The sequence below is a fragment of the Mesorhizobium sp. B2-9-1 genome, assembly GCF_006439455.1.
Classification (GTDB): domain Bacteria; phylum Pseudomonadota; class Alphaproteobacteria; order Rhizobiales; family Rhizobiaceae; genus Mesorhizobium.
In genome coordinates this window covers 552,621-577,273 of sequence record NZ_VFTP01000001.1, presented here as the reverse complement: position 1 = coordinate 577,273, position 24,653 = coordinate 552,621, and the positions used below count along the sequence as shown (strand labels likewise).

29 protein-coding genes are annotated in these 24,653 nt (G+C 63.4%); 17 read left to right on the top strand and 12 right to left on the bottom strand.

The features are described from left to right. Window positions 1-4 precede the first annotated feature (4 nt). The gene (locus FJW05_RS02840; protein ID WP_140546895.1) at window positions 5-262 is read right to left on the bottom strand and encodes a DUF2171 domain-containing protein; all 258 of its coding nucleotides are present in this window, start codon (window positions 260-262) and stop codon (window positions 5-7) included. A gap of 275 nt (window positions 263-537) precedes the next feature. Between FJW05_RS02840 and purB the strand changes: the two genes are divergently transcribed. Then, on the top strand, window positions 538-1,845 hold the full coding sequence (gene purB / locus FJW05_RS02835) for an adenylosuccinate lyase (protein WP_140627585.1): 1,308 nt from the start codon (window positions 538-540) through the stop codon (window positions 1,843-1,845). A 245-nt stretch (window positions 1,846-2,090) separates the two neighbouring features. On the opposite strand, the gene FJW05_RS02830 is transcribed toward purB, so the two are convergent. After that, complete coding sequence (locus FJW05_RS02830) at window positions 2,091-2,903, bottom strand: VOC family protein (protein ID WP_140627583.1); 813 nt, start codon at window positions 2,901-2,903, stop codon at window positions 2,091-2,093. Between the two features lie 199 nt (window positions 2,904-3,102). On the opposite strand from FJW05_RS02830, the gene FJW05_RS02825 reads away from it, so the two are divergent. After that, window positions 3,103-3,660, top strand: coding sequence for an alpha/beta hydrolase (locus FJW05_RS02825; RefSeq protein ID WP_140542656.1), 558 nt, complete (start codon window positions 3,103-3,105; stop codon window positions 3,658-3,660). 7 nt (window positions 3,661-3,667) lie between these two features. Here the strand turns inward: FJW05_RS02825 and FJW05_RS02820 are convergent, their stop codons facing one another. Together FJW05_RS02820 and FJW05_RS02815 are read right to left on the bottom strand one after the other, a co-directional pair. After that, window positions 3,668-4,441 (bottom strand): HpcH/HpaI aldolase/citrate lyase family protein, encoded by a 774-nt coding sequence (locus FJW05_RS02820; protein ID WP_095765209.1) that lies wholly within the window; start codon window positions 4,439-4,441, stop codon window positions 3,668-3,670. Between the two features lie 207 nt (window positions 4,442-4,648). Continuing rightward, the gene (locus tag FJW05_RS02815) at window positions 4,649-4,969 is read right to left on the bottom strand and encodes a DUF1476 domain-containing protein (RefSeq protein ID WP_095765208.1); all 321 of its coding nucleotides are present in this window, start codon (window positions 4,967-4,969) and stop codon (window positions 4,649-4,651) included. A gap of 274 nt (window positions 4,970-5,243) precedes the next feature. Between FJW05_RS02815 and purC the strand changes: the two genes are divergently transcribed. From purC to FJW05_RS02790, 5 genes are all read left to right on the top strand, one after another. Then, window positions 5,244-6,038 (top strand): phosphoribosylaminoimidazolesuccinocarboxamide synthase, encoded by a 795-nt coding sequence (gene purC / locus FJW05_RS02810; RefSeq protein ID WP_040995384.1) that lies wholly within the window; start codon window positions 5,244-5,246, stop codon window positions 6,036-6,038. Window positions 6,039-6,102: 64 nt separating this feature from the next. Continuing rightward, on the top strand, window positions 6,103-6,342 hold the full coding sequence (gene purS / locus FJW05_RS02805; protein ID WP_140627581.1) for a phosphoribosylformylglycinamidine synthase subunit PurS: 240 nt from the start codon (window positions 6,103-6,105) through the stop codon (window positions 6,340-6,342). 2 nt (window positions 6,343-6,344) lie between these two features. Continuing rightward, the gene (gene purQ / locus FJW05_RS02800; RefSeq protein ID WP_140627579.1) at window positions 6,345-7,013 is read left to right on the top strand and encodes a phosphoribosylformylglycinamidine synthase subunit PurQ; all 669 of its coding nucleotides are present in this window, start codon (window positions 6,345-6,347) and stop codon (window positions 7,011-7,013) included. Between the two features lie 37 nt (window positions 7,014-7,050). Further along, the gene (locus FJW05_RS02795; RefSeq protein ID WP_140627577.1) at window positions 7,051-7,461 is read left to right on the top strand and encodes a hypothetical protein; all 411 of its coding nucleotides are present in this window, start codon (window positions 7,051-7,053) and stop codon (window positions 7,459-7,461) included. A gap of 7 nt (window positions 7,462-7,468) precedes the next feature. Continuing rightward, window positions 7,469-8,134 (top strand): Pr6Pr family membrane protein, encoded by a 666-nt coding sequence (locus tag FJW05_RS02790; RefSeq protein WP_140627575.1) that lies wholly within the window; start codon window positions 7,469-7,471, stop codon window positions 8,132-8,134. Between the two features lie 3 nt (window positions 8,135-8,137). Here the strand turns inward: FJW05_RS02790 and FJW05_RS02785 are convergent, their stop codons facing one another. Beyond that, the gene (locus FJW05_RS02785; protein WP_140628201.1) at window positions 8,138-8,386 is read right to left on the bottom strand and encodes a DUF1127 domain-containing protein; all 249 of its coding nucleotides are present in this window, start codon (window positions 8,384-8,386) and stop codon (window positions 8,138-8,140) included. A gap of 91 nt (window positions 8,387-8,477) precedes the next feature. On the opposite strand from FJW05_RS02785, the gene FJW05_RS02780 reads away from it, so the two are divergent. The 6 genes from FJW05_RS02780 to FJW05_RS02755 all read left to right on the top strand — a co-directional run bounded on the left by FJW05_RS02780 (window position 8,478) and on the right by FJW05_RS02755 (window position 15,146). Then, window positions 8,478-9,887, top strand: coding sequence for a PLP-dependent aminotransferase family protein (locus tag FJW05_RS02780; RefSeq protein ID WP_140627573.1), 1,410 nt, complete (start codon window positions 8,478-8,480; stop codon window positions 9,885-9,887). 149 nt (window positions 9,888-10,036) lie between these two features. Next, complete coding sequence (gene purL, locus FJW05_RS02775) at window positions 10,037-12,268, top strand: phosphoribosylformylglycinamidine synthase subunit PurL (RefSeq protein WP_140627570.1); 2,232 nt, start codon at window positions 10,037-10,039, stop codon at window positions 12,266-12,268. 93 nt (window positions 12,269-12,361) lie between these two features. Beyond that, window positions 12,362-12,889, top strand: a complete 528-nt coding sequence (locus tag FJW05_RS02770) for a hypothetical protein (RefSeq protein ID WP_140627568.1) — start codon at window positions 12,362-12,364, stop codon at window positions 12,887-12,889. 101 nt (window positions 12,890-12,990) lie between these two features. Further along, window positions 12,991-13,224, top strand: coding sequence for a BolA family transcriptional regulator (locus tag FJW05_RS02765; protein WP_140542647.1), 234 nt, complete (start codon window positions 12,991-12,993; stop codon window positions 13,222-13,224). A 175-nt stretch (window positions 13,225-13,399) separates the two neighbouring features. Beyond that, window positions 13,400-13,735 (top strand): Grx4 family monothiol glutaredoxin, encoded by a 336-nt coding sequence (grxD, locus tag FJW05_RS02760; protein ID WP_059185116.1) that lies wholly within the window; start codon window positions 13,400-13,402, stop codon window positions 13,733-13,735. A 142-nt stretch (window positions 13,736-13,877) separates the two neighbouring features. Then, the gene (locus FJW05_RS02755; protein WP_140627566.1) at window positions 13,878-15,146 is read left to right on the top strand and encodes a multidrug effflux MFS transporter; all 1,269 of its coding nucleotides are present in this window, start codon (window positions 13,878-13,880) and stop codon (window positions 15,144-15,146) included. A 45-nt stretch (window positions 15,147-15,191) separates the two neighbouring features. Here the strand turns inward: FJW05_RS02755 and FJW05_RS02750 are convergent, their stop codons facing one another. From FJW05_RS02750 to rpsD, 3 genes are all read right to left on the bottom strand, one after another. After that, entirely contained in the window at window positions 15,192-16,019 is an 828-nt protein-coding gene (locus FJW05_RS02750) for an inositol monophosphatase family protein (protein ID WP_140627565.1), read from the bottom strand. After that, complete coding sequence (gene ttcA, locus FJW05_RS02745; RefSeq protein WP_181164845.1) at window positions 16,009-16,893, bottom strand: tRNA 2-thiocytidine(32) synthetase TtcA; 885 nt, start codon at window positions 16,891-16,893, stop codon at window positions 16,009-16,011. The genes FJW05_RS02750 and ttcA overlap by 11 nt, the downstream gene beginning before the upstream one ends. A gap of 166 nt (window positions 16,894-17,059) precedes the next feature. Then, a complete protein-coding gene (gene rpsD, locus FJW05_RS02740; RefSeq protein ID WP_140627561.1) occupies window positions 17,060-17,677 on the bottom strand; it encodes a 30S ribosomal protein S4 in 618 nt (205 codons plus the stop codon). Window positions 17,678-18,041: 364 nt separating this feature from the next. Here rpsD and FJW05_RS02735 point away from each other — a divergent pair, with 364 nt between their 5' ends. Next, window positions 18,042-18,245: a hypothetical protein gene (locus FJW05_RS02735; protein WP_140542642.1), complete on the top strand. Its 204-nt coding sequence runs from the start codon at window positions 18,042-18,044 to the stop codon at window positions 18,243-18,245. Between the two features lie 64 nt (window positions 18,246-18,309). Here FJW05_RS02735 and FJW05_RS02730 read toward each other — a convergent pair whose 3' ends face one another. Then, window positions 18,310-18,492 (bottom strand): DUF3008 family protein, encoded by a 183-nt coding sequence (locus FJW05_RS02730; RefSeq protein ID WP_095765193.1) that lies wholly within the window; start codon window positions 18,490-18,492, stop codon window positions 18,310-18,312. Between the two features lie 163 nt (window positions 18,493-18,655). Between FJW05_RS02730 and FJW05_RS02725 the strand changes: the two genes are divergently transcribed. Next, a complete protein-coding gene (locus tag FJW05_RS02725) occupies window positions 18,656-20,047 on the top strand; it encodes an RNB domain-containing ribonuclease (protein ID WP_140627558.1) in 1,392 nt (463 codons plus the stop codon). Between the two features lie 3 nt (window positions 20,048-20,050). On the opposite strand, the gene murI is transcribed toward FJW05_RS02725, so the two are convergent. The 3 genes from murI to FJW05_RS02710 all read right to left on the bottom strand — a co-directional run bounded on the left by murI (window position 20,051) and on the right by FJW05_RS02710 (window position 22,508). After that, on the bottom strand, window positions 20,051-20,851 hold the full coding sequence (gene murI, locus FJW05_RS02720) for a glutamate racemase (RefSeq protein ID WP_140627556.1): 801 nt from the start codon (window positions 20,849-20,851) through the stop codon (window positions 20,051-20,053). A 118-nt stretch (window positions 20,852-20,969) separates the two neighbouring features. Next, window positions 20,970-21,578: a hypothetical protein gene (locus tag FJW05_RS02715; RefSeq protein ID WP_140627553.1), complete on the bottom strand. Its 609-nt coding sequence runs from the start codon at window positions 21,576-21,578 to the stop codon at window positions 20,970-20,972. Window positions 21,579-21,659: 81 nt separating this feature from the next. Further along, the gene (locus tag FJW05_RS02710) at window positions 21,660-22,508 is read right to left on the bottom strand and encodes an RNA methyltransferase (protein WP_140627551.1); all 849 of its coding nucleotides are present in this window, start codon (window positions 22,506-22,508) and stop codon (window positions 21,660-21,662) included. Between the two features lie 208 nt (window positions 22,509-22,716). Here FJW05_RS02710 and FJW05_RS02705 point away from each other — a divergent pair, with 208 nt between their 5' ends. After that, on the top strand, window positions 22,717-23,928 hold the full coding sequence (locus tag FJW05_RS02705; RefSeq protein ID WP_140542637.1) for an NADP-dependent isocitrate dehydrogenase: 1,212 nt from the start codon (window positions 22,717-22,719) through the stop codon (window positions 23,926-23,928). Between the two features lie 78 nt (window positions 23,929-24,006). Beyond that, window positions 24,007-24,633 (top strand): glutathione S-transferase family protein, encoded by a 627-nt coding sequence (locus tag FJW05_RS02700; RefSeq protein ID WP_140627549.1) that lies wholly within the window; start codon window positions 24,007-24,009, stop codon window positions 24,631-24,633. Window positions 24,634-24,653 lie beyond the last annotated feature (20 nt).

Genomic DNA, 24,653 nt, shown 5'->3' with positions numbered 1-24,653 from the left:
CTAATCAAGTCGGATCGGATTTTTCTTCCTCGAAGGTAACCGCGACATCCGAATTCGCGGAGAGCCACACCTTCTGGCCGTCGATTTCCGCGACCAGGGCAAGCGAAATGTAGTGATGATGGTTCTTGTGCGAGCCCATGCCGCTGTCGGCCTTGGTCAGCTTGATCCGGTCACCCTCGACTTTGTCGACTGTGCCGATATGGACGCCGTCGGCGCCGATCACTTCCATGTGTCCGCGTATCTTGCTGATGTCGGTGCTCATGCTGGTTCTCCGCTGGATGGCGATTTGCCCTTTCGGATGCGAGACGGCCGACAATAACCAATGAACGCCGGATTGGATGCATCGCACGGCGCGTCTCGTCCATCGTGGCGTGATTAGCATGACGCTGATGAGACAGATGACAAACCGACGACGCTCTCGGTTTGCAACACTTGTCGGGGTCAGCATCTGGTTTGCGCGGCAGCGGCGTTGAGCATTGGGCCTGGCTCTGTTAGGACGCGGCCGACGCTTTCTCCCAGGCAGGACTTAGAAAACGGATGATCCCTCGCTATTCCCGGCCGGAAATGGTCGCCATCTGGTCGCCCGAAACCCGCTTCCGCATCTGGTTCGAGATCGAGGCGCATGCCTGCGACGCGCTGGCCGAGCTCGGCGTCATTCCGAAGGAAGCGGCGAAGACGATCTGGGAAAAGGGCGGCGCCGCCAAATTCGACGTCGCCAAGATCGACGAGATCGAACGCGTCACCAAGCATGACGTCATCGCTTTCCTGACCCATCTCGCCGAATTCGTCGGACCGGATGCCCGCTTCATCCACCAGGGCATGACCTCGTCGGACGTGCTCGACACTTGCCTTGCCGTGCAGTTGACCCGGGCCAGCGACATCCTGCTTGCCGATATCGACGCCTTGCTTGCGGCGCTGAAGCGCCGCGCCTTCGAGCACAAGGACACCGTCACCATCGGCCGCAGCCATGGCATCCATGCCGAGCCGACCACATTCGGCGTCAAGCTGGCGCAGGCCTTTGCCGAGTTCTCGCGCTGCCGCGAACGGCTGGTGCACGCGCGCGAAGACATCGCCACCTGCGCCATTTCCGGCGCCGTCGGCACCTTCGCCAACATCGAGCCTTATGTCGAAGAGCATGTGGCGGCAAAGCTTGGCCTGAAGCCGGAGCCGGTGTCCACGCAGGTCATCCCGCGCGACCGCCATGCCATGTTCTTTGCCACGCTTGGCGTCATCGCCTCGTCGGTCGAACGCCTCGCCATAGAGATCCGCCATCTGCAGCGCACCGAGGTGCTGGAAGCGGAAGAGTATTTCTCGCCGGGCCAGAAGGGCTCGTCGGCTATGCCGCACAAGCGCAACCCGGTGCTGACCGAAAATCTCACCGGCCTTGCCCGCATGGTGCGCGCCTACGCCATGCCCGCGATGGAAGACGTGGCGCTCTGGCACGAGCGCGACATTTCGCATTCCTCGGTCGAGCGCATGATCGGGCCGGATGCGACTGTGACGCTGGATTTCGCGCTGTCGCGCCTGACCGGCGTCGTCGACAAGCTGCTCGTCTACCCCGAGAACATGGAAAAGAACCTCAACAAGTTCCGCGGCCTGGTGCATTCGCAGCGCGTGCTTCTGGCGCTCACTCAGGCCGGCTTGTCACGCGAGGACGCCTATCGGCTGGTGCAGCGCAACGCTATGAAAGTCTGGGAACACGGCGCCGATTTCCTGGAGGAACTGCTTGCCGACAAGGACGTCACGGCGGCGCTGCCCGAAGCCGAAATCCGCGAGAAATTCGACCTCGGCTATCACACCAAGCATGTTGACACGATCTTCAGGCGGGTGTTCGGGGAAGCTTGAGGCCGAACAAAGGCGCGCTGGCGCCCGGCTGGAACACCCCTCATCCGTCTTGTCGCTTCGCGACAAGCCACCTTCTCACACAAGGGGAGAAGGGGGAATTTGGCGCCCGCGCCTCAGCTAATCACCGATGCCGCGATTGGCAGTGGCGCCGGCGCGGTCTTCCCTTCTCCCCTTGTGGGAGAAGGTGGATCGGCGCGCTAGCGCCGAGACGGATGAGGGGTACTCCAGCTTGACGCAGCCGTCGCTCAAGCCTTCCCAGGCACGGTCCTGATCACCGTGCCCCACGGGTCCTCACGGCTCGTCTCATCCTTGACATTGTCCGAGCGCATCTCGACCCAGGCGAGGCCCGAGCGCGACGGATCGCGGCGGCCGGCGCCGGCGCTCTGCCAGGCATTGGCGCCGATATGGTGGTGGTAATGGCCGGACGACAGGAACACCGCCTGACCGCCATATTTGGCGACGGTGTCGAAGCCGAACTGGTCATGCCACCAAGCCTCGGCGTCCTCCGGCCGGCCGACGCGCAGATGCACATGGCCGACAATGGTGTTATCCGGCGCGCCCTGCCAGCCGGCATCGCCCGCCGGCACGCTACCCACCACCGCCGGCAGATTCAGCCGCTCGGTCGCCATAGCAATACGGTCGCCGTTCCATTTCCAGTCCTGCGGGCGGCGATCGGCATAGATCTCGATGCCGTTGCCCTCTGGGTCAGTGAGATAGAGCGCCTCGCTGACCAGATGGTCGGAGGCGCCCTCGATCCCGATGTGGTTGGCGGCGGCGTGGCTGATCCAGCGGCCAAGGTCCGCGCGCGACGGCAAAAGGAAAGCTGTGTGGAAAAGGCCGGCGCTTCGCGGATCGTCGGGCTTGGCCGACGAAGCCTGTTCGAGCACCAGCAGCGGCCGATTGGCTGCGCCGAGCGTGATCGCGCCGTCGGTGCGGCTCAATTCCTGCAGGCCGACGACGGCGCGGTAATAGGCCGCCAGGCTTTCGGCATCGCGCGCCTTTAGCCCGACACGCGACACGCTGACCGGGGTGGTCGCGGCAAAAGGCAGTTCGCTCATCAAACTCTCCGTTCGGGCAGCGCTTATCCCAGCATGGGATTGTCGTGGCCGCCAGCCATTGTTCCTTGTTCCCCTCCAAATCGTCGATTGCGCTCGTTCACACAAGAGAGCAAGAATCGAACAAGTTGTTCACAATTGTGATCGCTCCGAATTTTCCGACAGGGTTGCAGCCAAGAAGGCCGCTCGCTACATCGGCGCCATGAAAGTCAAAGACGCAGATATCCTGATCGTGCCGGGCTACACCAATTCCGGCCCCGAGCACTGGCAGACCCGCTGGCAGTCGAAACTGTCGACGGCGCGCCGGGTCGAGCAGGCGGAATGGACGAAGCCTGTGCGCGAGGACTGGACGGCGAGCGTGGCGAACGCCGTCAACGAGGCCGAGCGGCCGGTAGTGCTCGTTGCGCACTCGCTGGGCGTGACTGCGGCGGTGCAGGCCATCCCGCAATTCAAGAAGCCGGTCGCCGGCGCCTTCTTCGTCGCGCCGCCCGACGTCTCCAATCCGGAAATCAGGCCAAGGCATCTGATGACCTTCGGCCCCTATTCGCGCGATCCCCTGCCCTTTCCGTCCATCGTGATCGCCAGCCGCAACGATCCGTTCTGCGCCTTCGAGGTCGCCGAGGACATTGCCGCCGCCTGGGGATCGCTCTTCATCGACGCCGGCGAGGCAGGCCATCTCAACCACGACGCCGGCTTCGGCCCGTGGCCCGAGGGTTCGATGACTTTCGCCAAATTCCTGACGGAACTGAAAGAACCCTGATCGGCGTCTAGGAGCCGATCGAATCCCGCATGCTCTTCAACAGCGTTTTCGCGCCGAGCGAGATCAGCGTGTGGTCCGAGCCCATGGCGAGCAGCCGGAAGCCCATCGACACGACGCGCCCGGCAATCGCCGGTTCGATGACATAGATCGCGGCATGCTTGCCGGCCTTGCGCGTCCGCTCGGCGATCGACGCGACCGTCTCCATCATGCTTTCCAGCGTCGAGTTGATGGTGGTGCCGTTCGACCAGGCGATCGAGAAATCCGACGGACCGACGAAGATGCCGTCGATGCCGGGCGTATCCAAAATACCGTCCAGCGCCTCGAGGGCGGCCCGCGTCTCGACCATGGCGAAAGCCATGGTGCGCTGGTTCGTGTCGCGCAGCCATTCGGCATGGTCGCCCTTGCCATGGCGCGGGAAAGCATAGGTCGGGCCCCAGGAGCGTTCGCCCAGCGGCGGATATTTCATCGCGGCGGCGAATTGCCTTGCATCGGCCACGGAGTTCACCATCGGCGCGATCACCGCCTCTGCGCCGAAATCGAGCGCGCGGCTCGCCATATCGAAGCGTCCGACCGGAATGCGCACCAGCGCCGGCTTGTTGGCGGCGAGCACCGGCACCAGGCCGCGCAGCACGCTGTCCTCATGATGTCCGCCATGCTGCATGTCGAGTGTGACGGCGTCAAAACCCTGCTTGGCGATGATTTCGACCGTCAGCGCGTCCGGCACGCCCGACCAGGCGGTGAACAGCGTTTCGTCGGCGGCCAGGCGGGACTTGAGCGACATCGGAAGTTTCCTTGTAAACAATCCGCAGTTTTGGCCGGAAATGATGTGAAGGCAAAGAAAAACCGCCCGGCTTGGCCGAGCGGTCGATTGGTCCAGTCAGAGCAATTTCAGGAGAATGCGCAACGGTTTTCCGTCCGGAATTGCGTAAAAACAAAGAGATGGCGCATGACGCCGAAAAGCGCGAGGCGGTTTTCGGACGACACAGCCTCAGCTGTTCTTGATCTCCTCGATCGCCTGCGCCATCAGCTCGTCCATGGTGCGGCGGATCTGATGGTCGGACTGGGCGACACCGGCCGCGTCAAAATCCGTGCGGATCTTGCGGAAAACATCGTGGTCGCCCGCTTCCTCGATATCGGAGACCACCACTTCCTTGGCATAGGCTTCGGCATCGGCGCCGGATTTGCCCAGTTTCTCGGCGGCCCACAGGCCAAGCGCCTTGTTGCGGCGCGCCGCAGCCTTGAAGCGAAGCTCCTCGTCGAAGGCGAATTTGCGCTCGAAGCCCTCTTCGCGGTCTTTCATGCTGCTCATGACGTCCCTCCGATCAATCCGATTCGCTTGGCGGTGAATATGTGTGATGGGCAAGCACAAACCAAAAGGTCGCGAGCGGGTCAATATGCTTCGTCGCATGCTGCGCTGCGGCATTTCAGTCCCGAAAGCAGTTGATTCGCGGGATTTGCCGATTGAGCAAACAAGGCGATTGCGATAACACCGGCATTGAACGCCGCCTTCGCCATACTAATTTAGGCAGACGGGCAGGAATCGGTCGATTGCCGCCTGCCCGCAGATCCAGAGAAAAAATCAGATGAAAAATCGCCGCCGCATTTACGAAGGCAAGGCCAAGATCCTCTATGAGGGCCCTGAGCCGGGGACGCTGATCCAGTTTTTCAAGGACGATGCCACCGCTTTCAACAAGAAGAAGCATGAAGTGGTCGATGGCAAGGGCGTGCTCAACAACCGCATTTCCGAGCACATCTTCAACCATTTGAACCGCATGGGCATCCCGACCCATTTCATCCGCCGGCTCAACATGCGCGAGCAGCTGATCAAGGAAGTCGAGATCATCCCGCTCGAGGTGGTGGTGCGCAACGTTGCCGCCGGCTCGCTGTCCAAGCGCCTTGGCATCGAGGAAGGCACGGTGCTGCCGCGCTCGATCATCGAATTCTACTACAAGGCCGACGCGCTCGACGACCCGATGGTGTCGGAAGAGCACATCACCGCCTTCGGCTGGGCAAGCCCCCAGGAAATCGACGACATCATGGCCTTGGCCATCCGCGTCAACGACTTCCTGTCCGGCCTGTTTCTGGGCGTCGGCATCCAGCTGGTCGACTTTAAGATCGAATGCGGCCGCCTGTTCGAGGGTGACATGATGCGCATCGTCGTCGCCGACGAGATCTCGCCGGATTCCTGCCGGCTGTGGGACGTCGCCACCCAGGACAAGCTCGACAAGGACCGTTTCCGCCGCGACATGGGCGGTCTGGTCGAAGCCTATCAGGAAGTTGCCCGCCGTCTCGGCATCATCAACGAAAACGAGCCGCCGCGCCCGACGGGCCCCGTGCTCGTCGCCTCTTCCGAGGCGCCCAAGGGCCTGAAGCACTGAATACTGACGGGCCTGCCGGACAATGGCAGGCCTTTCCTAAACGACGATCTGCCCAGGAGCATCGATGAAAGCCCGTATCACCGTGACCCTCAAGAACGGCGTCCTTGACCCGCAGGGCAAGGCGATCGAGCACGCGCTCTCCGGGCTTGGCTTCGACGGCGTCGGCCAGGTGCGCCAGGGCAAGGTGTTCGACGTCGAGCTCACCGGAACCGACAAGGCCAAGGCCGAAGCCGACCTAAAGGCCATGTGCGACAAGCTTCTGGCGAACACGGTGATCGAGAACTACGCGGTGGAGATCGCCTGACAATGAAATCAGCCGTCGTCCTCCTGCCAGGCCTCAACCGCGACCGCGACATGATCGCGGCGCTGACCAAGATTTCCGGCCAGGCGCCGGCGACCGTCTGGCAGACCGACACTGAAATCCCCGATGTCGATCTGATCGCTATCCCGGGCGGCTTCTCCTTCGGCGACTATCTGCGCTGCGGCGCGATCGCGGCACGCATGCCGGTGATGCGGGCGGTTGCTGAAAAGGCGGCCAAGGGCGTGACCGTCATCGGCGTCTGCAACGGCTTCCAGATTCTGGTCGAGGCGGGATTGCTGCCCGGCGCCCTGATGCGCAACGCCTCGCTGAAATTCGTCTGCCGGCAGGTGAAGCTCGAGATCGCCAACGCCAACACCATGTTCACCCGCCGCTACCAGCCGGGACAGATCATCCGCTCGCCGGTGGCGCATCATGACGGCAACTATTTCGCCGATGCCGAGACGCTTGCCCGGATAGAAGGCGAAGGCCAGGTGGTGTTCCGCTATGCGGAAAACACCAATCCCAACGGCTCGATCAACGACATTGCCGGCATCGTCAACGACAAGGGCAACGTGCTCGGCCTGATGCCGCATCCGGAAAACCTGATCGAGGCGGCGCACGGCGGCGAGGACGGACGGGCGCTTTTCCAAAGCGCGCTCGGCATCGCTGCCTGATCCTTCAAAATTTCTAGAACTCGGGGGCGGACTGACCATGAGACTGACGATTGCTCGCCTTGCTCTCCTGGCCGCCGCCGGGTTCGCCTTGGCTTCCTGCCAGTCCAGCCCCAAGACGACGCCGGTTCCCTCAGGCAAGAGCGCCTCGCTGCTCGCCATGGAACAGGTCGCGATCGCTGCGCACAAATGCTGGATCGCCAGCAAGGATCCGGCCTTCAAATCCTACCAGATGGCCAACGAGCTCAATTCCTACAGCGGCACGCCGCGCTTCCTGCTGGTACCCGCCAAGCATTATGGCGGCAAGCCGCTGCTGGTCGTGCAGGCGCAGGGCAATTCCAGCCGCGTCGATGCCTTCGGGCCGCTGATGAACGAGCCGCTCGGCGCGCGCATCGGTTCCGATCTCGCCCGCTGGCAGGCCGGCAACCCGTCCTGCGCGGCTGCCGCCTGAGGTTGCCATGGCCCGGTTCCTGCAGGCCGCGGGACTGGTTATCGGGCTGATTGCGCTTGTCCTGCAATTCGCCATTACCATCCCGGCGTCAATGGCGGCCGGACGCAGCCTGCCCGGCTCGATCGTCTTCTATTTCAGCTTCTTCACCATCCTGACCAACATCGCCGCTGTAATGGTGCACGCCTCGCTGCTGTCACCCGCCGGCTATGCGTGGTTCCCGGCCTTTGCCGGACCGCGGACGCGGACTGGCGTAGCCGTGGCCATGACTCTGGTTTTCATCGTCTACACCACGGTTCTGGCGAGGCTCTGGCAGCCGCAGGGTTTGTTCCTGCTCTGCGACGTCCTCTTGCACTATGTGACGCCGGCGCTGTTCGTGCTGTGGTGGCTGGTGGCGGGCGCCGATGGCAGGCGGCAGTGGAGCGACATCGCCTGGTGGATGATCTACCCGGTCGCCTATCTCGCCTACGCGCTGATACGCGCATCCTTCACTGGCGAAGTACCCTACCCATTCCTCGACGTCGCCAAGAACGGCGCGGCCAGCGTTGCCGTTTCGGCGCTCGGCGTCACGGCCCTGTTCATCGCATTGAGCGTGCTCGCCGTGCATGTCGATCACGGCATCGGCCGGCTGCGGAGAAAGCCCGCAACCCGCGTCCAATCGAGCCGCCGCTGGTAGGCATCACTCCCAGAACGCCCTGATGCCTTCGCGATGGGCATCGCAGCGCGAGATGCCGATATCCTTCAACTGATCGTCCGTCATCTCCATGAGCGCGAGGCGGCCGCGCCTGCGCTCCAGCATGCGGTCGATCTGCCTTACGATGGAACGGAGCACAACCGCCATACGACCGGCGAAACCGCGACGGGCCAAGAGCTCGACCTGCGCGCGAAAAGCTGGGCTATCGTGTCGAATTGTGTCGATTGTATCCATTGCCGTTCTGCCTTGTCTCGATTGTACCTTATCAATCGCGAGGTTGATATGAATTGACTCGTCGCACGGTGCAATATAGAAAATTGTCACCATGACAAATTGGCTCCCCGATCTTTCCTCCGGCTCCGGTCCGCTCTATCAGCGCCTTGCTGACAGCATTGAGTCAGATATCGACAAGGGCGTCATCGATGCCGGTGCAAAACTGCCGCCGCAGCGCGACCTCGCCTATGACATCGGCACGACCGTCGGCACCATCGGCAGGGCCTATCAGCTGCTGCGCGAGCGCGGTCTGGTGAGTGGCGAGGTCGGCCGCGGCACCTATGTGCTCGGCCAGCGCGCCGCAGACCCGAAGCCGGATTTGGAACCTGCCATCCAGGGCACGCGCCCCATCGATGCGCCGAGCGGCAAGCTGCGCTTCGACAGCACCGCCGCGCCCGATGTCGGCCAGGGCGCGGTGATTGCCGACATGCTGGCACGCACGGCGCAGGAGCATCCGCACGACATTTCGAGCTACACGCGGGATTTTCCCGAACGCTGGTACGAAGCCGGAAGCCGCTGGCTCACGCGCAATGCCTTCCACCCCTCGCTCGATTCGATCGTGCCGACGCTGGGCACGCATGCCGCGGTCATGGCGGCGATCGCGGCGCTGACCATGCCCGGCGACTACGTGGTCTTCGAGCATCTCACCTATTCGCAGATCGCGCGCAGCGCCGGGCTGATCGGCCGCCGCACGGCGTTGGTTTCGACCGACGACGATGGCATCGACCCTGACGATTTCGAGCGTGTCTGCGCGCAAAAACATCCAAAGCTGATGTTCCTGATGCCGACCGCGAAGAACCCGACGCTGGTGACGCTGTCGGCGGAGCGGCGGCAGGCGATCGCAAAGATCGCGCGCGAATACAATGTCGCGCTGATCGAGGACGATCTTTACGGCGAGCTCACCGACGACCCGACGCCGCTGCTGACCGAATACGCGCCCGAGCGCACGATCGTCGCCGGCGGCCTGTCGAAGTCGGTCGCGGCGGGCGTGCGCGGCGGCTGGCTTTCCTGCCCGCCGGCCTACCGCCACCGCATCCGTGTCGCCCACAAGATGATGACCGGCGGCCTGCCTTTCCTGCTGGCCGAGGTCGGCACGCGGCTGGTGATGTCGGGGCAGGCGGGCGAGATCCGCAAGCGCTGCATTGGCGAAATCCAGGCGCGCCTCGCCATCGTGCGCGAAGTGCTGGCGGGTTTTGATTTCAAGGCGCGCGACAACGTGCCCTTCGTCTGGCTGACCTTGCCGGACCCGTGGCTGTCCGGCACTTTCAAGAACGCCTGCCTGGCGCAAGGCGTGCTCATCGACGACGAGGACGAGTTCAAGGCCGGCCGCTCCGAGCAGGTTTTTCACGGCGTGCGCTTTGGCGTGTCGCAGCCGCGGCAAAGCAAGGATGTCGCCGGCGGCGTCGCCGTCATCCGCCGCCTGCTCGACGAAGGCCGCGCCGGCTACGACAGTTTTTCCTGATCAAGCTGGCGAGCTCTAGGCCCTGACCTCCGCCGGCAGGGGCAGTTTTCCGGCTTTTTTCGTCATCCGGTGGGGTGTATCGCGCGAAAGCTTGCGATAAGAGGAGACTCAAAGCAACTCCCCTCTCCCACGGACAAAAATCGCCGCTCATGACCATTTCGAATTCCGTGCCGATCACTCCCGAGCTCGTCGCCGCGCATGGGCTGAAGCCGGACGAATACCAGCGCATTCTCGATCTGGTCGGCCGCGAGCCAAGCTTCACCGAGCTCGGCATCTTCTCGGCGATGTGGAACGAGCACTGCTCCTACAAGTCCTCCAAGAAATGGCTGCGCACGCTGCCGACCAGCGGCCCGCAGGTCATCCAGGGTCCGGGCGAAAATGCCGGCGTGGTCGACATCGGCGACGGCGACTGCGTCGTCTTCAAGATGGAGAGCCATAACCACCCCTCCTACATCGAACCTTATCAGGGTGCCGCGACCGGCGTCGGCGGCATCCTGCGCGACGTCTTCACCATGGGCGCGCGGCCGGTGGCGGCAATGAACGCGCTGCGCTTCGGCGCGCCGGATCACCCCAAGACCCGGCACCTTGTCGCGGGCGTGGTTTCGGGCGTCGGCGGCTACGGCAATTCCTTCGGCGTGCCGACCGTCGGCGGCGAGGTCAATTTCGATGCCCGCTACAACGGCAACATTCTGGTCAACGCCTTCGCGGCGGGTCTTGCCAAGACCAACGCCATCTTCCTGTCCCAGGCCAAGGGCGTCGGCCTGCCGGTCGTCTATCTCGGCGCCAAGACCGGGCGCGACGGTGTCGGCGGCGCCACCATGGCCTCGGCCGAATTCGACGATAAGATCGAGGAGAAGCGCCCGACCGTGCAGGTCGGCGATCCCTTCACCGAAAAATGCCTGCTGGAGGCCTGTCTCGAGCTGATGGCGTCGGGCGCCGTCATCGCCATCCAGGACATGGGTGCGGCCGGCCTCACCTGCTCGGCCGTCGAGATGGGCGCCAAGGGCGATCTCGGCATCGAGCTCGACCTCGACAAGGTGCCGGTGCGCGAGGAGCGCATGAGCGCCTATGAGATGATGCTGTCGGAAAGCCAGGAGCGCATGCTGATGGTGCTGCGCCCCGAGAAGGAAGAGGAAGCCGAGGCGATCTTCCGCAAATGGGGTCTCGACTTCGCCATTGTCGGCAAGACCACCGATGACCTGCGCTTCCGCGTCATCCATCAGGGCGACGAGGTCGCCAACCTGCCGATCAAGGAACTGGGCGACGAGGCGCCGGAATATGACCGCCCCTGGGTCGAGGCGAAGAAACCAACGCCGCTTGCCGCGAACGACGCGCCGAAGGCCGATGTCGCCGACGCGTTGCTCAAGATGCTGGGGGGACCGGATCTCTCCTCGCGCCGCTGGGTGTGGGAGCAGTATGACACGCTGATCCAGGGCAATTCGCTACAGCTGCCCGGCGGCGATGCCGGCGTCGTGCGCGTCGAAGGTCACCCGACCAAGGCGCTGGCCTTCTCCTCCGACGTCACTCCGCGCTACTGCGAGGCCGACCCTTACGAAGGCGGCAAGCAGGCCGTGGCCGAATGCTGGCGCAACCTGACGGCGACCGGCGCCTTGCCGCTTGCCGCCACCGACAACCTCAATTTCGGCAATCCGGAGCGGCCCGAGATCATGGGCCAGTTGGTGGGCGCCATCAAAGGGATCGGTGATGCCTGCCGCGCTCTCGGCTTCCCGATCGTGTCCGGCAATGTCTCGCTCTACAACGAGACGAACGGCCGCGGCATCCTGCCGACGCCGACGATCGGCGGCGTCGGCCTCATCGCCGACTGGTCGAAGATGGCGCGCATCGGCTTTGCCGCCGAGGGCCAGATGATCGTGCTGGTCGGCGCGCCGCCAACATGGGGCAGCCATCTCGGCCAGTCCGCCTATATGCGTGACATCCATGGCCGCGCCGACGGTCCGCCGCCGCCCGTCGACCTCGCGCATGAGAAGCGCGTCGGCGACCATGTGCGCTCGCTGATCGCTTCCGGCGTCGTGACATCGGCCCACGATGTCTCCGACGGCGGCCTGGCGATCGCGCTCGCCGAAATGGCGATGGCCTCCGGCATCGGCGCCACCATCCCCGGCCTCACCGGCACCGACCCGATTCCGGTCTGGTTCGGCGAGGACCAGGGCCGCTATCTGCTGACGCTTTCGATCGATCCGCAAAGCGGCGAATGGGACAGGATCCGCGATGCGCAGGGCAAGCTCGGCATCTTCGCGCCGTGGATCGGCACCACCGGCGGACTTGAATTGAAGCTGGGTGACGCGCGGCCGATCCCGGTCAGTGAATTGACCGCCGCTCATGAGGGCTGGTTCCCACGCTTCATGGACCAGGCCAGTTGACCAGAAGCATGTCTCCCGAAAGTGTGCAGCGGTTTCGGGAAAAAGACATGCTTACAACAAGCGACTTAAATCATGTCGCATAAATCCTTTTTTATGCGACATGATTTAACCGCCAGGGCGCTGATTGCAGTCGTCTTCTGGCCGTCCCTGTTCTTCTTCTGGTTTCTCGGCCCGTTCGTCCTGTTCCTATTGTCGACGACCTCGAGCGAGGTCTGCCCGCGGCTGGAAACCCGCGCCGAGTTCCTGGCGGCGGCAAACGGCACGCTGCCGATGCTCATCTTGCAGACTCTGGTCTACGCAGTTCCAATCGCCTGCCTCGTGCTGTGGAACAGGCTTTCTCCGGAGCCGGCGCGGGCAAGGCACATCGCAACCTGCATGAAACTCTTTGCCGTCGCCGCGGTGGTCGGGGCGGTTTGGGACTATGGCTCGTCTTTGATCTGCGACGGCTACGGTCAGGCTTTCTTCTCAGCCGCATGGCGGATGACGAGCTATCTTCCGATCGTCAGCCTGCTGATCAACATCCCGCTCTACGTGCTGGTCTTCAGCCTCGGCCGCGCGTATTCGACGCGCGATGACATCACCGAAGACGGCGTGGTTCATCCGAGCCAGGAGAATTCTTAGGCTTCCTCCTGCGACGGAACGGCTTCAATCCGGGCTGGAAAGGTTCTAGGCTCACCCCGAGTCACACCACACAGCCTGCCCGCTTGAAACAGGATTTTGCCATGGCAATGGATGCCCACGACATCGAAAAACTGATCAAGGAAGGCATTCCGGACGCCAGGGTGACGATCCGCGATCTGGCCGGCGACGGCGACCACTACGCGGCCGAAGTGGTGGCCGAGAGTTTCCGCGGCAAGAGCCGCGTCCAGCAGCACCAGATGGTCTATGACGCGCTGAAGGGCAAGATGGGCGGCGTGCTGCATGCTCTGGCGCTGCAGACCGGCGTTCCGGACTGAAGGTTGCTTCGCTTCCGCTACCGGCGTGCCCGCAAGTGGCGGCTTGGCCCAAAATCGCGTTATCCCTTGCGCCATTGGGCCAGCGTCACGGCTAACGTCTTGTTTCAGCCAACCTATGGGTTTATTTGAAGGACATGCTTCGAGCCTGACTCCCACAGGCATGAAAGGATTGTCCATGACCGGCATCAACGACTACATCGACAATGAAGTGAAGAGCAACGACGTCGTGCTCTTCATGAAGGGCACGCCCGGTTTCCCGCAATGCGGGTTCTCCGGCCAGGTGGTGCAGATCCTCGACTATATCGGGGCCGACTACAAAGGCGTGAACGTGCTCGACTCGGCCGAACTGCGCCAGGGCATCAAGGATTATTCCAACTGGCCGACCATCCCGCAGCTCTATGTGAAGGGCGAATTCGTCGGCGGTTGCGACATCGTGCGCGAGATGTTCCAGGCCGGTGAATTGCAGGATTTCCTGGTCGAAAAGGGCGTCAGCGTCAAAGGCGCCGCCTGATCGGACTGCGTCGGCGATCGGCCGGCGGACACTAACTTCCGGGGCCGCCCCACCTCGGCATTGTAGTTCTCGGATTTGAGAACGAGACGAATGGATGCGCCGGTAATCCGGCGCATGTTCGTTTGAAGAATCGGATTTCGCGGTGGACAAGCAGGCAGCAGCGCAGCAATCGGCAACAAGCTTGCCCATTCCGCGCTGGGAATTCATCGCGCTCTGCGCGGCACTCATGGCGCTCAATTCCCTGGCCATCGACATCATGCTGCCGGCGCTTCAGCAGATCGGCGCCTCGCTCGGCGTGGAGAGCGAGAACCACCGCCAATATGTCATCACCGCCTATATGCTTGGCTTCGGCGGCGGACAGCTTTTCTTCGGACCCATTTCGGATCGCTTCGGGCGCCGTGCGCCGTTGGTCTTCGGCCTGGTCGTCTATGTTGCCGCCGCGGCTGCCGCCGCCATCGCGCCGAGTTTCGCCCTGTTGCTCACCTGCCGCCTGATACAAGGCTTCGGCGCGGCGGCGACCCGCGTCATCGCCGTTTCGATCGTGCGCGACACGTTCGAAGGTCGTCGCATGGCAGAGGTGATGTCGCTGATCTTCATGGTGTTCATGGCAATTCCGGTGATCGCGCCCGGCATCGGCCAGTTCGTCATGCTGTTTGCCAGTTGGCACTGGATTTTCGTGACCATGGCCGTCGGCGCGCTGGTCGTGTCGGCGTGGGCTCTGTTGCGCCTGCCCGAGACGCTGCATCCGGAATATCGCCGTCCGCTGACGGTAAGCTCCGTCGCCGGCGGCTTCCGCATCGTGCTCACCAACCGCCTCACGCTTTGCTACGCCTTTGCCAGCACCTTCATCTTCGCGGCCATGTTCGGCTTCATCAGCTCGGCACAGCAGATCTATATCGACGTCTTCCATGTCGGCGAATTATTCCCGCTGATCTTTGCCGGCGTCGCCGGCGTGCTGGCTTTCTCGAACTATCTGAATTCGCGGCTGGTCGGACAGATCGGCATGCGCCGCCTGTCGCAAGGCGCGCTGCTTGTCTTCCTGTGCATCAGCCTTGCCTGGCTCGTCGTCTCGCTGGAGATGCGGATGCCGCTCTGGCTCTTCATCGCGTTTTTTGCCGGCGCGATGCTGCCGTTCGGCGGACTTGGTGCGAATTTCAACGCTTTGGCCATGGAGCCGCTCGGCGAACTTGCCGGCACCGCCGCGTCCATCCTGGGCTTCATGCAGACCTTCCTCGGAGCCATCATCGGCGCGCTGATCGGCCAGGCCTATAACGGCACGGTGACGCCTCTGGCCGCCGGCTTCTGCAGTGTCTCGGTCGCGGCTCTGCTGATGATCCTGATTGCCGAGCGGGGCAAGATGTTCCAGCCTCAAAATCCCCCCGTTTCAGGGCACGTCACCGATCTGCATTAGCTGTTATCTGGCAGACGGCGCCGGCCTTAGCGCAGCAGGATTGCCCTATTCCGCCCAGAGCTCGCGACGCAACTCGTCCCAGCTTTGCTTGTCCGGTGCCACCAGCAGGCCGCCATCGACATGCGAGGGCAGGTAGGCGCTGCCGTCGACGCGCGCGACATGGCCGCCGGCTTCCTGATGGATCAGCGCGCCCGCCAGATGATCCCAGGGCATCAGCTTGTTGTAGAGCACGAAATGGGCATGGCCGCTGGCCAGAAGCCGGTATTCATGCGCCGCGCAGCGATAGGCGAATTGCGACAGCGTCTTGGTCTGGTTGCGGGCAAGCCGCGAGCGTTCAGGCTCTTGGAGAAACTGCCAGGAAACGGAACCGGTCATCTGCGACATCGGCACCGGTGCCGCGACGCGAACCTTCTCCAGCGCGCCATGCGCGTGGCGGATATGGCTGCCGGCGCCCTTGGACCCGATCAGCCAGTCCTTGCCCACCGGATCATGGATGATGCCGGCGACGGTCTCGCCGTTGACGACCACGCCGGCCATGACGCCGAACAGCGGCACGCCGGACGCGAAGTTGAAGGTGCCGTCGACCGGATCGATGACGAAGGCAAGCGCGGCATCGCCAAGCCCCGACAGCAGCGCCGGATTGTCGGAGCAGGCTTCCTCGCCGACCACCATGGCGTCGGGATAGCGCTCGCGCAGCCTGGCGGTGATCAGCCTCTCGGCGTTGACGTCCGCCTCGGTGACGAGGTCGGCGGCGGATGTCTTCTGGCGCACGTCACCCTCGCCCAGCCGGCGGAAGCGCGGCATGATTTCGGCGTTTGCGGCATCGGCGAGAAGCTCGGCCAGCCAGTCGATCGCGTTATCGTCAAATCGCATCGGGTATGTCTTGTCCTGGGTTTGAGTCGAGCCCCGCGAAGTCGAACAGCTTCCTGTCCAGGAGATGCGAGGGCCTTACATTGGCCATGGCGCGGATCATCGTGTCCTTGCGGCCCGGCATGCGCTTCTCGATGTCGTCGAGCATCGCCTTCATGGCGTTGCGCTGCAGCCCTTCCTGGCTGCCGCACAGATCGCACGGGATGATCGGAAATTTCATCGCGATGGCGAATCTTTCGAGATCGGCCTCAGCGCTATAGGCGAGCGGCCGCAGCACCATGACGTCGCCCTCGTCATTGAGAAGCTTGGGCGGCATGGCGGCAAGACGCCCGCCATGGAACAGGTTCATGAAGAAGGTCTCGAGAATATCCTCGCGGTGATGGCCAAGCACCAGCGCCGAGCACCCTTCCTCGCGCGCGATGCGGTAGAGATGGCCGCGCCGCAGCCGCGAGCAGAGCGAGCAATAGGTGCTGCCCTGCGGCAGCTTTTCGGTCACCACCGAATAGGTGTCCTGGTATTCGATGCGGTGGGCGATGCCGTTGCCGTTGAGATAGTCGGGCAGGATGTGCTTCGGGAAATTCGGCTGGCCCTGGTCGAGATTGCAGGCAAGCAGTTCGACCGGCAGCAGGCCGCGCCATTTGAGGTCGAGCAAAAGCGCCAGCAGGCCGTAGGAATCCTTGCCGCCCGACAGCGCCACCAGCCAGCGTTCGCCCGGCTTCACCATGGCGAAATCCTCGATCGCCTGGCGGGTGAGCCTCAAGAGCCGCTTGCGCAGCTTGTTGAACTCGACCGAGGACGGCACGTCGCGAAACAGCGGGTGGAAACCGCCGTCGGTCTCGTCGCCGATCGGGTCGAGCGTTTTGACATCTGGCAGCATATTCATGGCGCCGGCTCCGCGTTGTCAGCGCTCGGCTTTAGAGCATTTTGCAGCCGAGTGAAATCACATGGCGTCGCATAAATGCGGCCGAAGTGAATAGCCCTGACCGCCAAAGAAAAGGCCGCCTCGAGAGGCGGCCTTGAATGCTGCGGCTGATTGATACCGATCAGCGCGAGTAGAATTCGACGACCAGGTTCGGTTCCATCTGCACGGCGAACGGAACGTCCGAAAGGCCGGGAACGCGAGCGAAAGTCGCGGTCATCTTGTTGTGGTCGGCTTCGATGTAGTCCGGCACGTCGCGCTCGGCGAGGCCGACCGATTCCAGCACAATGACGAGCTGCTTCGACTTCTCGCGCACCTCGATAACGTCGCCCGGCTTGCAGCGATACGAGCCGATGTTCGTGCGCTTGCCGTTGACGTTGACATGGCCGTGGTTGACGAACTGACGGGCGGCGAAGATGGTCGGTACGAACTTGGCGCGGTAGACCACAGCGTCGAGACGCGACTCGAGCAGGCCGATCAGGTTCTCGGAGGTGTCACCCTTGCGGCGGTTGGCCTCTTCATAAACCTTGCGGAACTGCTTTTCCGAAACGTCGCCATAATGACCCTTCAGCTTCTGCTTGGCGCGCAGCTGCAGGCCGAAGTCGGAAAGCTTGCCCTTGCGGCGCTGGCCGTGCTGGCCGGGGCCGTATTCACGCTTGTTGACCGGGGACTTCGGACGACCCCAGATATTTTCGCCGAGACGGCGGTCGATCTTGTATTTCGCGGATTCGCGCTTGCTCATCGCATTCCCTTTCAAAACAATATACCCGGAACCCCATGGCTCCGGGCGAAGGAAACGCGCCCTCCTCTGGCCTCCGTTTTCGAGACCTGACAGGGTTTTCCACGCAAAGCGACGGAAAACCCACGGGACACGTCAAAAGAAACCACCGGGCGTCGCCACCCGGTGTTGGTGGCCTGTTAAACAGAGATTTAACCGGTGTCAAGCTTACGGCTGGCAGCGCGGGTCGCAACCCGATACATTTCCCGCGTGGCGTGCGGTGCCGGTTGTGGCGAAGGCCGTCGGCAGCAGAGCGGCTTGTGCTTTCAAGGAGCCGCACTGCTCTGCCAATTAATGAAGGGACTGGAGCAGAGGAGTCCGAATTCCCATGAAGAAGTTCTTCCTTACCCTGACCGGGGCCGCTGTATTGGCGGGATCTATGGCGGTCATGACGCCGGAACCTGCCATGGCCAGGCATTGGAGCGGCCACAGGCAGATATGCCGCGTCGTGGTGACGAAAAGAGTGGTCTGGCGCCACGGCCATCGCCACGTCATCCGCTACAAGACCAAACGCTGCTGGTGGCGCCGCTAGCTCATCTTGCGCCAAAAGGGGTTGACGGAGGCCCGCGGCCGACGCCGCGGGCCTTTCATTCGACCTACGACTTCTTGCTGGGCAGACTTTTGCGCTTGGTCTCGGCGAACTCTTCGAGCTGCTTTTCGCTCATCGATTCATACATTTCGCGCGAAGCGCCCTTGAGCTCGCTCTTCTTCGTCTCGCCGCGCTTGGCGGACAGCGCTGCGCCGGCAGCCTTTTGCTGGGCTTGCGATTTGGCGGGCATGGCGATTTCTCCTTTGCTGTGAGAAGAAACGCCGGGCTGAACCGGCAGTTCCAGCAGCAGCGGCTCGGCCCGCCGGTCTGCTTGAGTTGGCCATTAGGCGGCCGACCTTGGCGGTATCCTGGCAAGCCTTCCCGCGCCCGGAATGCCAGTGTAGGACGGTCGCATGAAATCCCTGAACGATCCCTCACAGGCGCTTTCCTCCGGCCTTGCGAAAATCCGCGCAGAATTCCATGTGCCGGGTGGATTTCCGCCTGCGGTGATGGCCGTGGCGGAGGCGGCGGCAAAGCGTGTGCCCGGGCAGCATGCCGACCGGACGGCAATGCCCTTCGTCACGCTCGATCCGGCGAGTTCCACCGATCTCGACCAGGCCTTCTCGATAGAGGCCAGCGGCGGCGATCTTCTCTTGCACTATGCCATTGCCGACGTGGCCTGGTTCGTCGAGGACGGCGATACGATTGATGGCGAAGCCTGGGGCCGGGGCGAGACGTTTTATCTGCCGGACGGCAAGGCCGGGCTCTACCCGCCACTGCTTGCCGAGGCCGCGGCGAGCCTGTTGCCCGATGGACCGCGTCCGGCGGTCGTCTTCACGGTTCGGGTTGCTGGAGACGGTGCGGTGAAGCTGGACGGCGCGGAGCGGGCAATCATTCAAAGCCGCGCCAAGCTCGCCTATGACAGCGTCAAGGCCGCCGACGTTCCGGCCGGCTTCGCGGAACTGGCGCGGCGCATGGCGGCAAACGAACAGCGCCGCGGCGCTTCGCGCGTCGATCCACCCGAGCAGGAGGTGGAAAGACAAGCCGACGACACGTTCCGGCTTTCGTTCAGGCCGCTGCTGCAATCCGAGCAGGACAATGCAGCACTTTCGCTGGCCGCCAATATGGCGATTGCCGACGCCATGCTGGCGCACAAGACCGGGTTGTTCCGGGTGATGTCGGGGCCGGACGCCTCCAACGTGCAAAGGCTGCGCAACGCGGCACAGGCGCTCGGCCTGTCCTGGCCAGCCTCCACCAGCTTGCGCGACTATCAACGCACACTCGATCCGGCCGACCCGAAACAGGCGGCGCTAATGCTGGAAATCCGCCGCGCGGGCAATGGCGCGTCCTACCAACCCTATCAGGAGGGCGTCGTCCCCTGGCATGAGGCGATGGCCGCGACCTACGCGCATGCCACTGCGCCGCTCAGGCGGCTGGCCGACCGCTACGTCGTGCGCTGCGCGCTGGCGATCGCCAACGGCCAGCCCATGCCGCAGGCCGTCACCGACGCCTTCGCCAGATTGCCGAAGGTGATGGGGCGTGCGGATGCCCGCGCCTCGCAGATCAATCATGCTGCCATCGACCTTGCCGAGGCCGTAATGCTCAAGGGACATGAGGGCGAGACGTTCAAGGCCGTCGTCACCGACTTCGTCGACCATGGCGTGCGCGTGCAGCTTGCCGATATGCCTGTCGTTGCCAATGTAAGGGCCTCAGGGCTCCGGCAGGGAGACAGCCTAACGCTAAAGCTGGTCTCGGCCGATCCGGATCAGCGCAGCATCGTCTTCGAGCCCGCCACCCCGGCTTAAGCACTAAGGCGCGGTCAGTCCAAAGCCCTGGATGAGCCGCCTCGTGGCGAAATCCACCTCGCCCGAGGTGAAAACGGCAAGATCGGGCTCGCTTTCGCCGGATGTCTCCCCAACGGGTTCAAGCAGCGACATGGCGCGCCGCGCGATCGCTTCGGCGGGATCTATCCAGTCGACCGGCCAGGGCGCGGTCTTGCGCATGCGGTTGGCGAGAAACGGGTAATGCGTGCAGGCAAGCACGACGATGTCGGTGCGGTTGCCGTCGCGCTCGATGAAGCAGGGCGCAATTTCGGCGCGCACGGCTTCTTCGTCGACGAAACCCTGGCGCATATAGATCTCGGCCAGCCCCGCCAGCCGGTCGCTGCCGACTAGGCGCACATGGCATCTCTGCGCCCATTTGCTGATCAGGTCGCGCGTGTATTGGCGCTTCACCGTGCCGGGCGTCGCCAGCACCGACACCAGGCCGGAGCGGGTGCGTTCGGCGGCCGGCTTAATCGCCGGAACGGTGCCGACAAAGGGATGGCCGGGGAATTTGTCGCGCAGCGCATCGATCACCAGGGTCGAGGCGGTGTTGCAGGCAATGACCGAAATCGCCGGCTGAAGCCGGTCGAGCAGTTTGCCGAACAGTGCAAGGATGTGTTCCTTGAGCGCCGGTTCATCCCAGGCGCCGTAAGGAAAAGCCGCGTCGTCGGCGACATAGACGAAGCGGCGGTCGGGCATCAGCACGCGCGCCTCGCGCAGCACGGTCAGCCCGCCGACGCCTGAATCGAACATCAGGATCGGGCGCTGGCTTGATCGATCGCTCATTGTCATCCGGCCGTGAGAAGCATCCGATCCGTGATTGAACCGTCGGCGCTTCTATCGCGAATGATCGTGGTCTTGAAGAGGCGAATGCGAGCAGCTTTTGCACAGTCGCCGAGACTGTTCAAATCCCACGCTTGCCAAAGCCGGCTGGACGCGGCCTGCCGAAAGGCTGCGGCGCCGGCGGGACGCGCGCGGCGGAAGCGGCGGCACGTGGGGCGGCCGGCACGCTGGTCGTCACGCTGCGGCCGGCGCGCGCCGGTGTCGGTAGCGGGCCATCGAAGTCGAAGACATCGGTCAATTCATCGATATTGCTGCCCGCGACGGGCTTCGCCCACCAAATCGTGCACCAGAGGCCGAATACCGAAAGCCCAAGCAGGTTCAGCCCGCCGGGAATGCTCTCGGGATCGTCGAATTTGACGACCAGCAGCACGCCTGCCTGCAGAAGGGCATAGACGGCCGAAAGGGCGATGTAGGCCCACAGGATCCAGCGGCGTCCGTTGGCGTCGCGGGAGCGGCACGAGGCGATGTTGCCGCGAAGCGCGACGAAGATGAGGGAGGCGATGAGCACCGCGCCTGCCATGCCCTGGCGCGCCGGGCCGGGTCCTGAATTGATCAGCCCTTCGAAGCCGATCGTGCTGACAATGCAGATGACGATCACCACGGTTTCGGCTACGGCGAGACCGAGAGAGTAAAGGAAAAAGCGCAGTCGACCAATATTGGACGTAAACATGTGCCACCCCCACTATTGCAGCAAGGATGAGGCGCAACCGAATAAAATTCGGTTACTTCAAATGCTCGCAGCTTACCGATCTTAACTTTCTTCGTCTTTGGCGCGACTGCGCGCGCCGGCCGGCAACCGTCTCGGATCGTCCCCGGGCGAGCCATCGCCCCGCGGCATGGCCGGCGAGAACCGGTCGAGCGAGGAGATGATGCCGCGCAGAACCTTGATCTCGGGTTCGGCGAAGCCCGCGCGCGTCAGCACCGCGCGCAGATTGTCGACCATCTTCGGCTTCTTTTCTTCGGGGCGAAAATAGCCGCGCGCTTCCAGCGCGTTTTCCAGGTAGGCGAACAGGCTGTGCAGCTGCTCCTTGGGCGCGGGCGCCAGCTCCGGCCCGGAGAAGCTGGTCTGGGTCTCGTCGGCGAGGCCGGACTTCATCCATTCATAGGACATCAAAAGCACCGCCTGGGCGATGTTGAGGGAGGAAAAGCCGGGATCGACCGGAAAGGTGACGATCTCGTCGGCGAGCCCGACCTCGTCATTATAGAGGCCGAAGCGCTCGCGGCCGAACAGGATACCGGTGCGCAGCCCCGCCTCGCTGCGCGCCCTGAGCGCCCTGCCCGCTTCCACCGGACCGCGCACCGGCTTGAAGCCGTCGCGCTCGCGCGCTGTCGTGGCGAAGACGAAGTTCAGGTCGGCGACCGCCGAGGGCAGATCGTCGAAGACCCGGGTAGCGTCGATGACGTGGTCGGCGCGGCTGGCGGCCGCGCGCGCCTTCTCGCTCGGCCAGCCGTCGCGCGGGTTGACCAGCCTGAGCTCGGACAAGCCGAAATTCGCCATGGCCCGCGCGACCATGCCGATATTCTCGCCGAGCTGCGGCTCGACCAGGATGATCGCCGGTCCGGCGGAAGCGATCTTGGTTGTGTCTTCGAAGGCTGGCATGGCTTTGGGTAACCGGGGTTTGCGGCGTTTCGGCGTCCCCTGCCACATCCGGACCGGAAAATGAAGCATTCACAACAGCGGCACCCGTCTGCCCCGGCGCGGATCGCGGTTTGCGCGCTGAAAAAGCCTTTGATATACGCTCCGCATCCCCGGCCGAAGCCATGCGGGCAAGGCCGTTCAGATCCCCCAGCAACGAGGCATTCTTTCCATGGCGAAGATCAAGGTGGCGAACCCGGTCGTCGAGCTCGACGGCGACGAGATGACCCGCATCATCTGGCAGTTCATCAAGGACAAGCTGATCCACCCCTATCTCGACCTGAAGCTGGAATATTACGACCTCGGCATCGAGCACCGCGACGCCACCAACGATCAGGTGACGATCGATTCGGCCAATGCCATCAAGAAATGGGGCGCCGGCGTGAAATGCGCGACGATCACCCCCGACGAGGCACGCGTCGAGGAATTCAAGCTGAAGAAGATGTGGAAGTCGCCCAACGGCACCATCCGCAACATCCTCGGCGGCACCATCTTCCGCGAGCCGATCATCATGAAGAACGTGCCGCGCCTGGTGCCGGGCTGGACCAAGCCGATCGTCGTCGGCCGTCATGCCTTCGGCGACCAGTACCGCGCCACCGACTTCCGCTTCCCCGGCAAGGGCAAGCTGACGATCAAGTTCGTCGGCGAGGACGGCCAGGTGATCGAGCACGACGTCTATGATGCGCCGGGCGCCGGCGTGGCCATGGCCATGTACAATCTCGACGAGTCGATCCGCGAGTTTGCCCGCGCCTCGCTGAACTACGGCCTGTTGCGCAACTTCCCGGTCTACCTGTCCACCAAGAACACCATCCTCAAAGCCTATGACGGTCGCTTCAAGGACATCTTCCAGGAGGTCTACGAGAAGGAGTTCGAGGCCGAGTTCAAGGCAAGGAAACTCTGGTACGAGCACCGCCTGATCGACGACATGGTCGCTTCCAGCCTGAAATGGTCGGGCGGTTATGTCTGGGCCTGCAAGAACTATGACGGCGATGTGCAGTCCGACACCGTGGCGCAAGGCTTCGGTTCGCTCGGCCTGATGACCTCGGTGCTGATGACGCCGGACGGCAAGACGGTGGAGGCGGAAGCCGCACACGGCACCGTGACGCGCCACTACCGCCAGCACCAGAAGGGCGAGGAAACCTCGACCAATTCGATCGCCTCGATCTTCGCCTGGACGCGCGGCCTCGCCCACCGCGCCAAGCTCGACGACAATGCCGAGCTCAAGCGCTTCGCCGAGACGCTGGAGAAGGTCTGCATACAGACCGTCGAGAGCGGTTTCATGACCAAGGACCTGTCGCTGCTGATCGGTCCCGACCAGCCCTGGCTCTCGACCACCGGCTTCCTCGACAAGATCGACGAGAATTTGCAGAAGGCGATGGGGTAAACCCACATTCGGCATACAGAAGGCTCCGAAAGGAGCCTTCTTTTTCGATACTCCGACGAGCGCAGGGAGAGCTGATCGATGGCCAAGCCAACTCTCTACGGCGCCGACTACAGCGTTTATGTGCGCATCGCGCGGATGGCGCTGGAGGAGAAAGGCGTCGGCTACGAGCTCGTTCCCCTCGACATCTTCGCCGCCGAGGGCATTCCCGCCTGGTATCTGGAGCATCATCCGTTCGGCCGCATACCGGCCTTCGAGCACGACGGTTTTCGTCTGTTCGAGACCGGTGCGATCACGCGCTATGTCGACGAAGCCTTCGACGGCCCGGCCTTGCAGCCGGCCGACGCGCGTGGCCGCGCCAGGATGGCCCAGATCACCGGCATGCTCGACGCCTATGGTTATCGTGCCATGGTCTGGGACGTGGCGGTCGAGCGGCTGGAGAAGGTGCCGCCGGATGAGGCGCTGATTGCCAGCGGGCTGAGCCAGGCTGAGACGGTGCTCAAGGTTCTGACCTCGCTGAAGGCTAAGGGCCCGTGGCTGCTAGGGGAGCAACTGACACTGGCCGACCTGCACGCGGCGCCGATCATCGCCTATTTCCTCAAGGTCGAGGAAGGGCGCGATCTGCTGGCGCGCTTTGCGGATATCCGGGATTGGTATGCGCGCGTTGCCGAAAGGCAGAGTTTTGCACGTGCGGAGAGGGTCGGCTGAAGTCTGCACACAAACAGAAG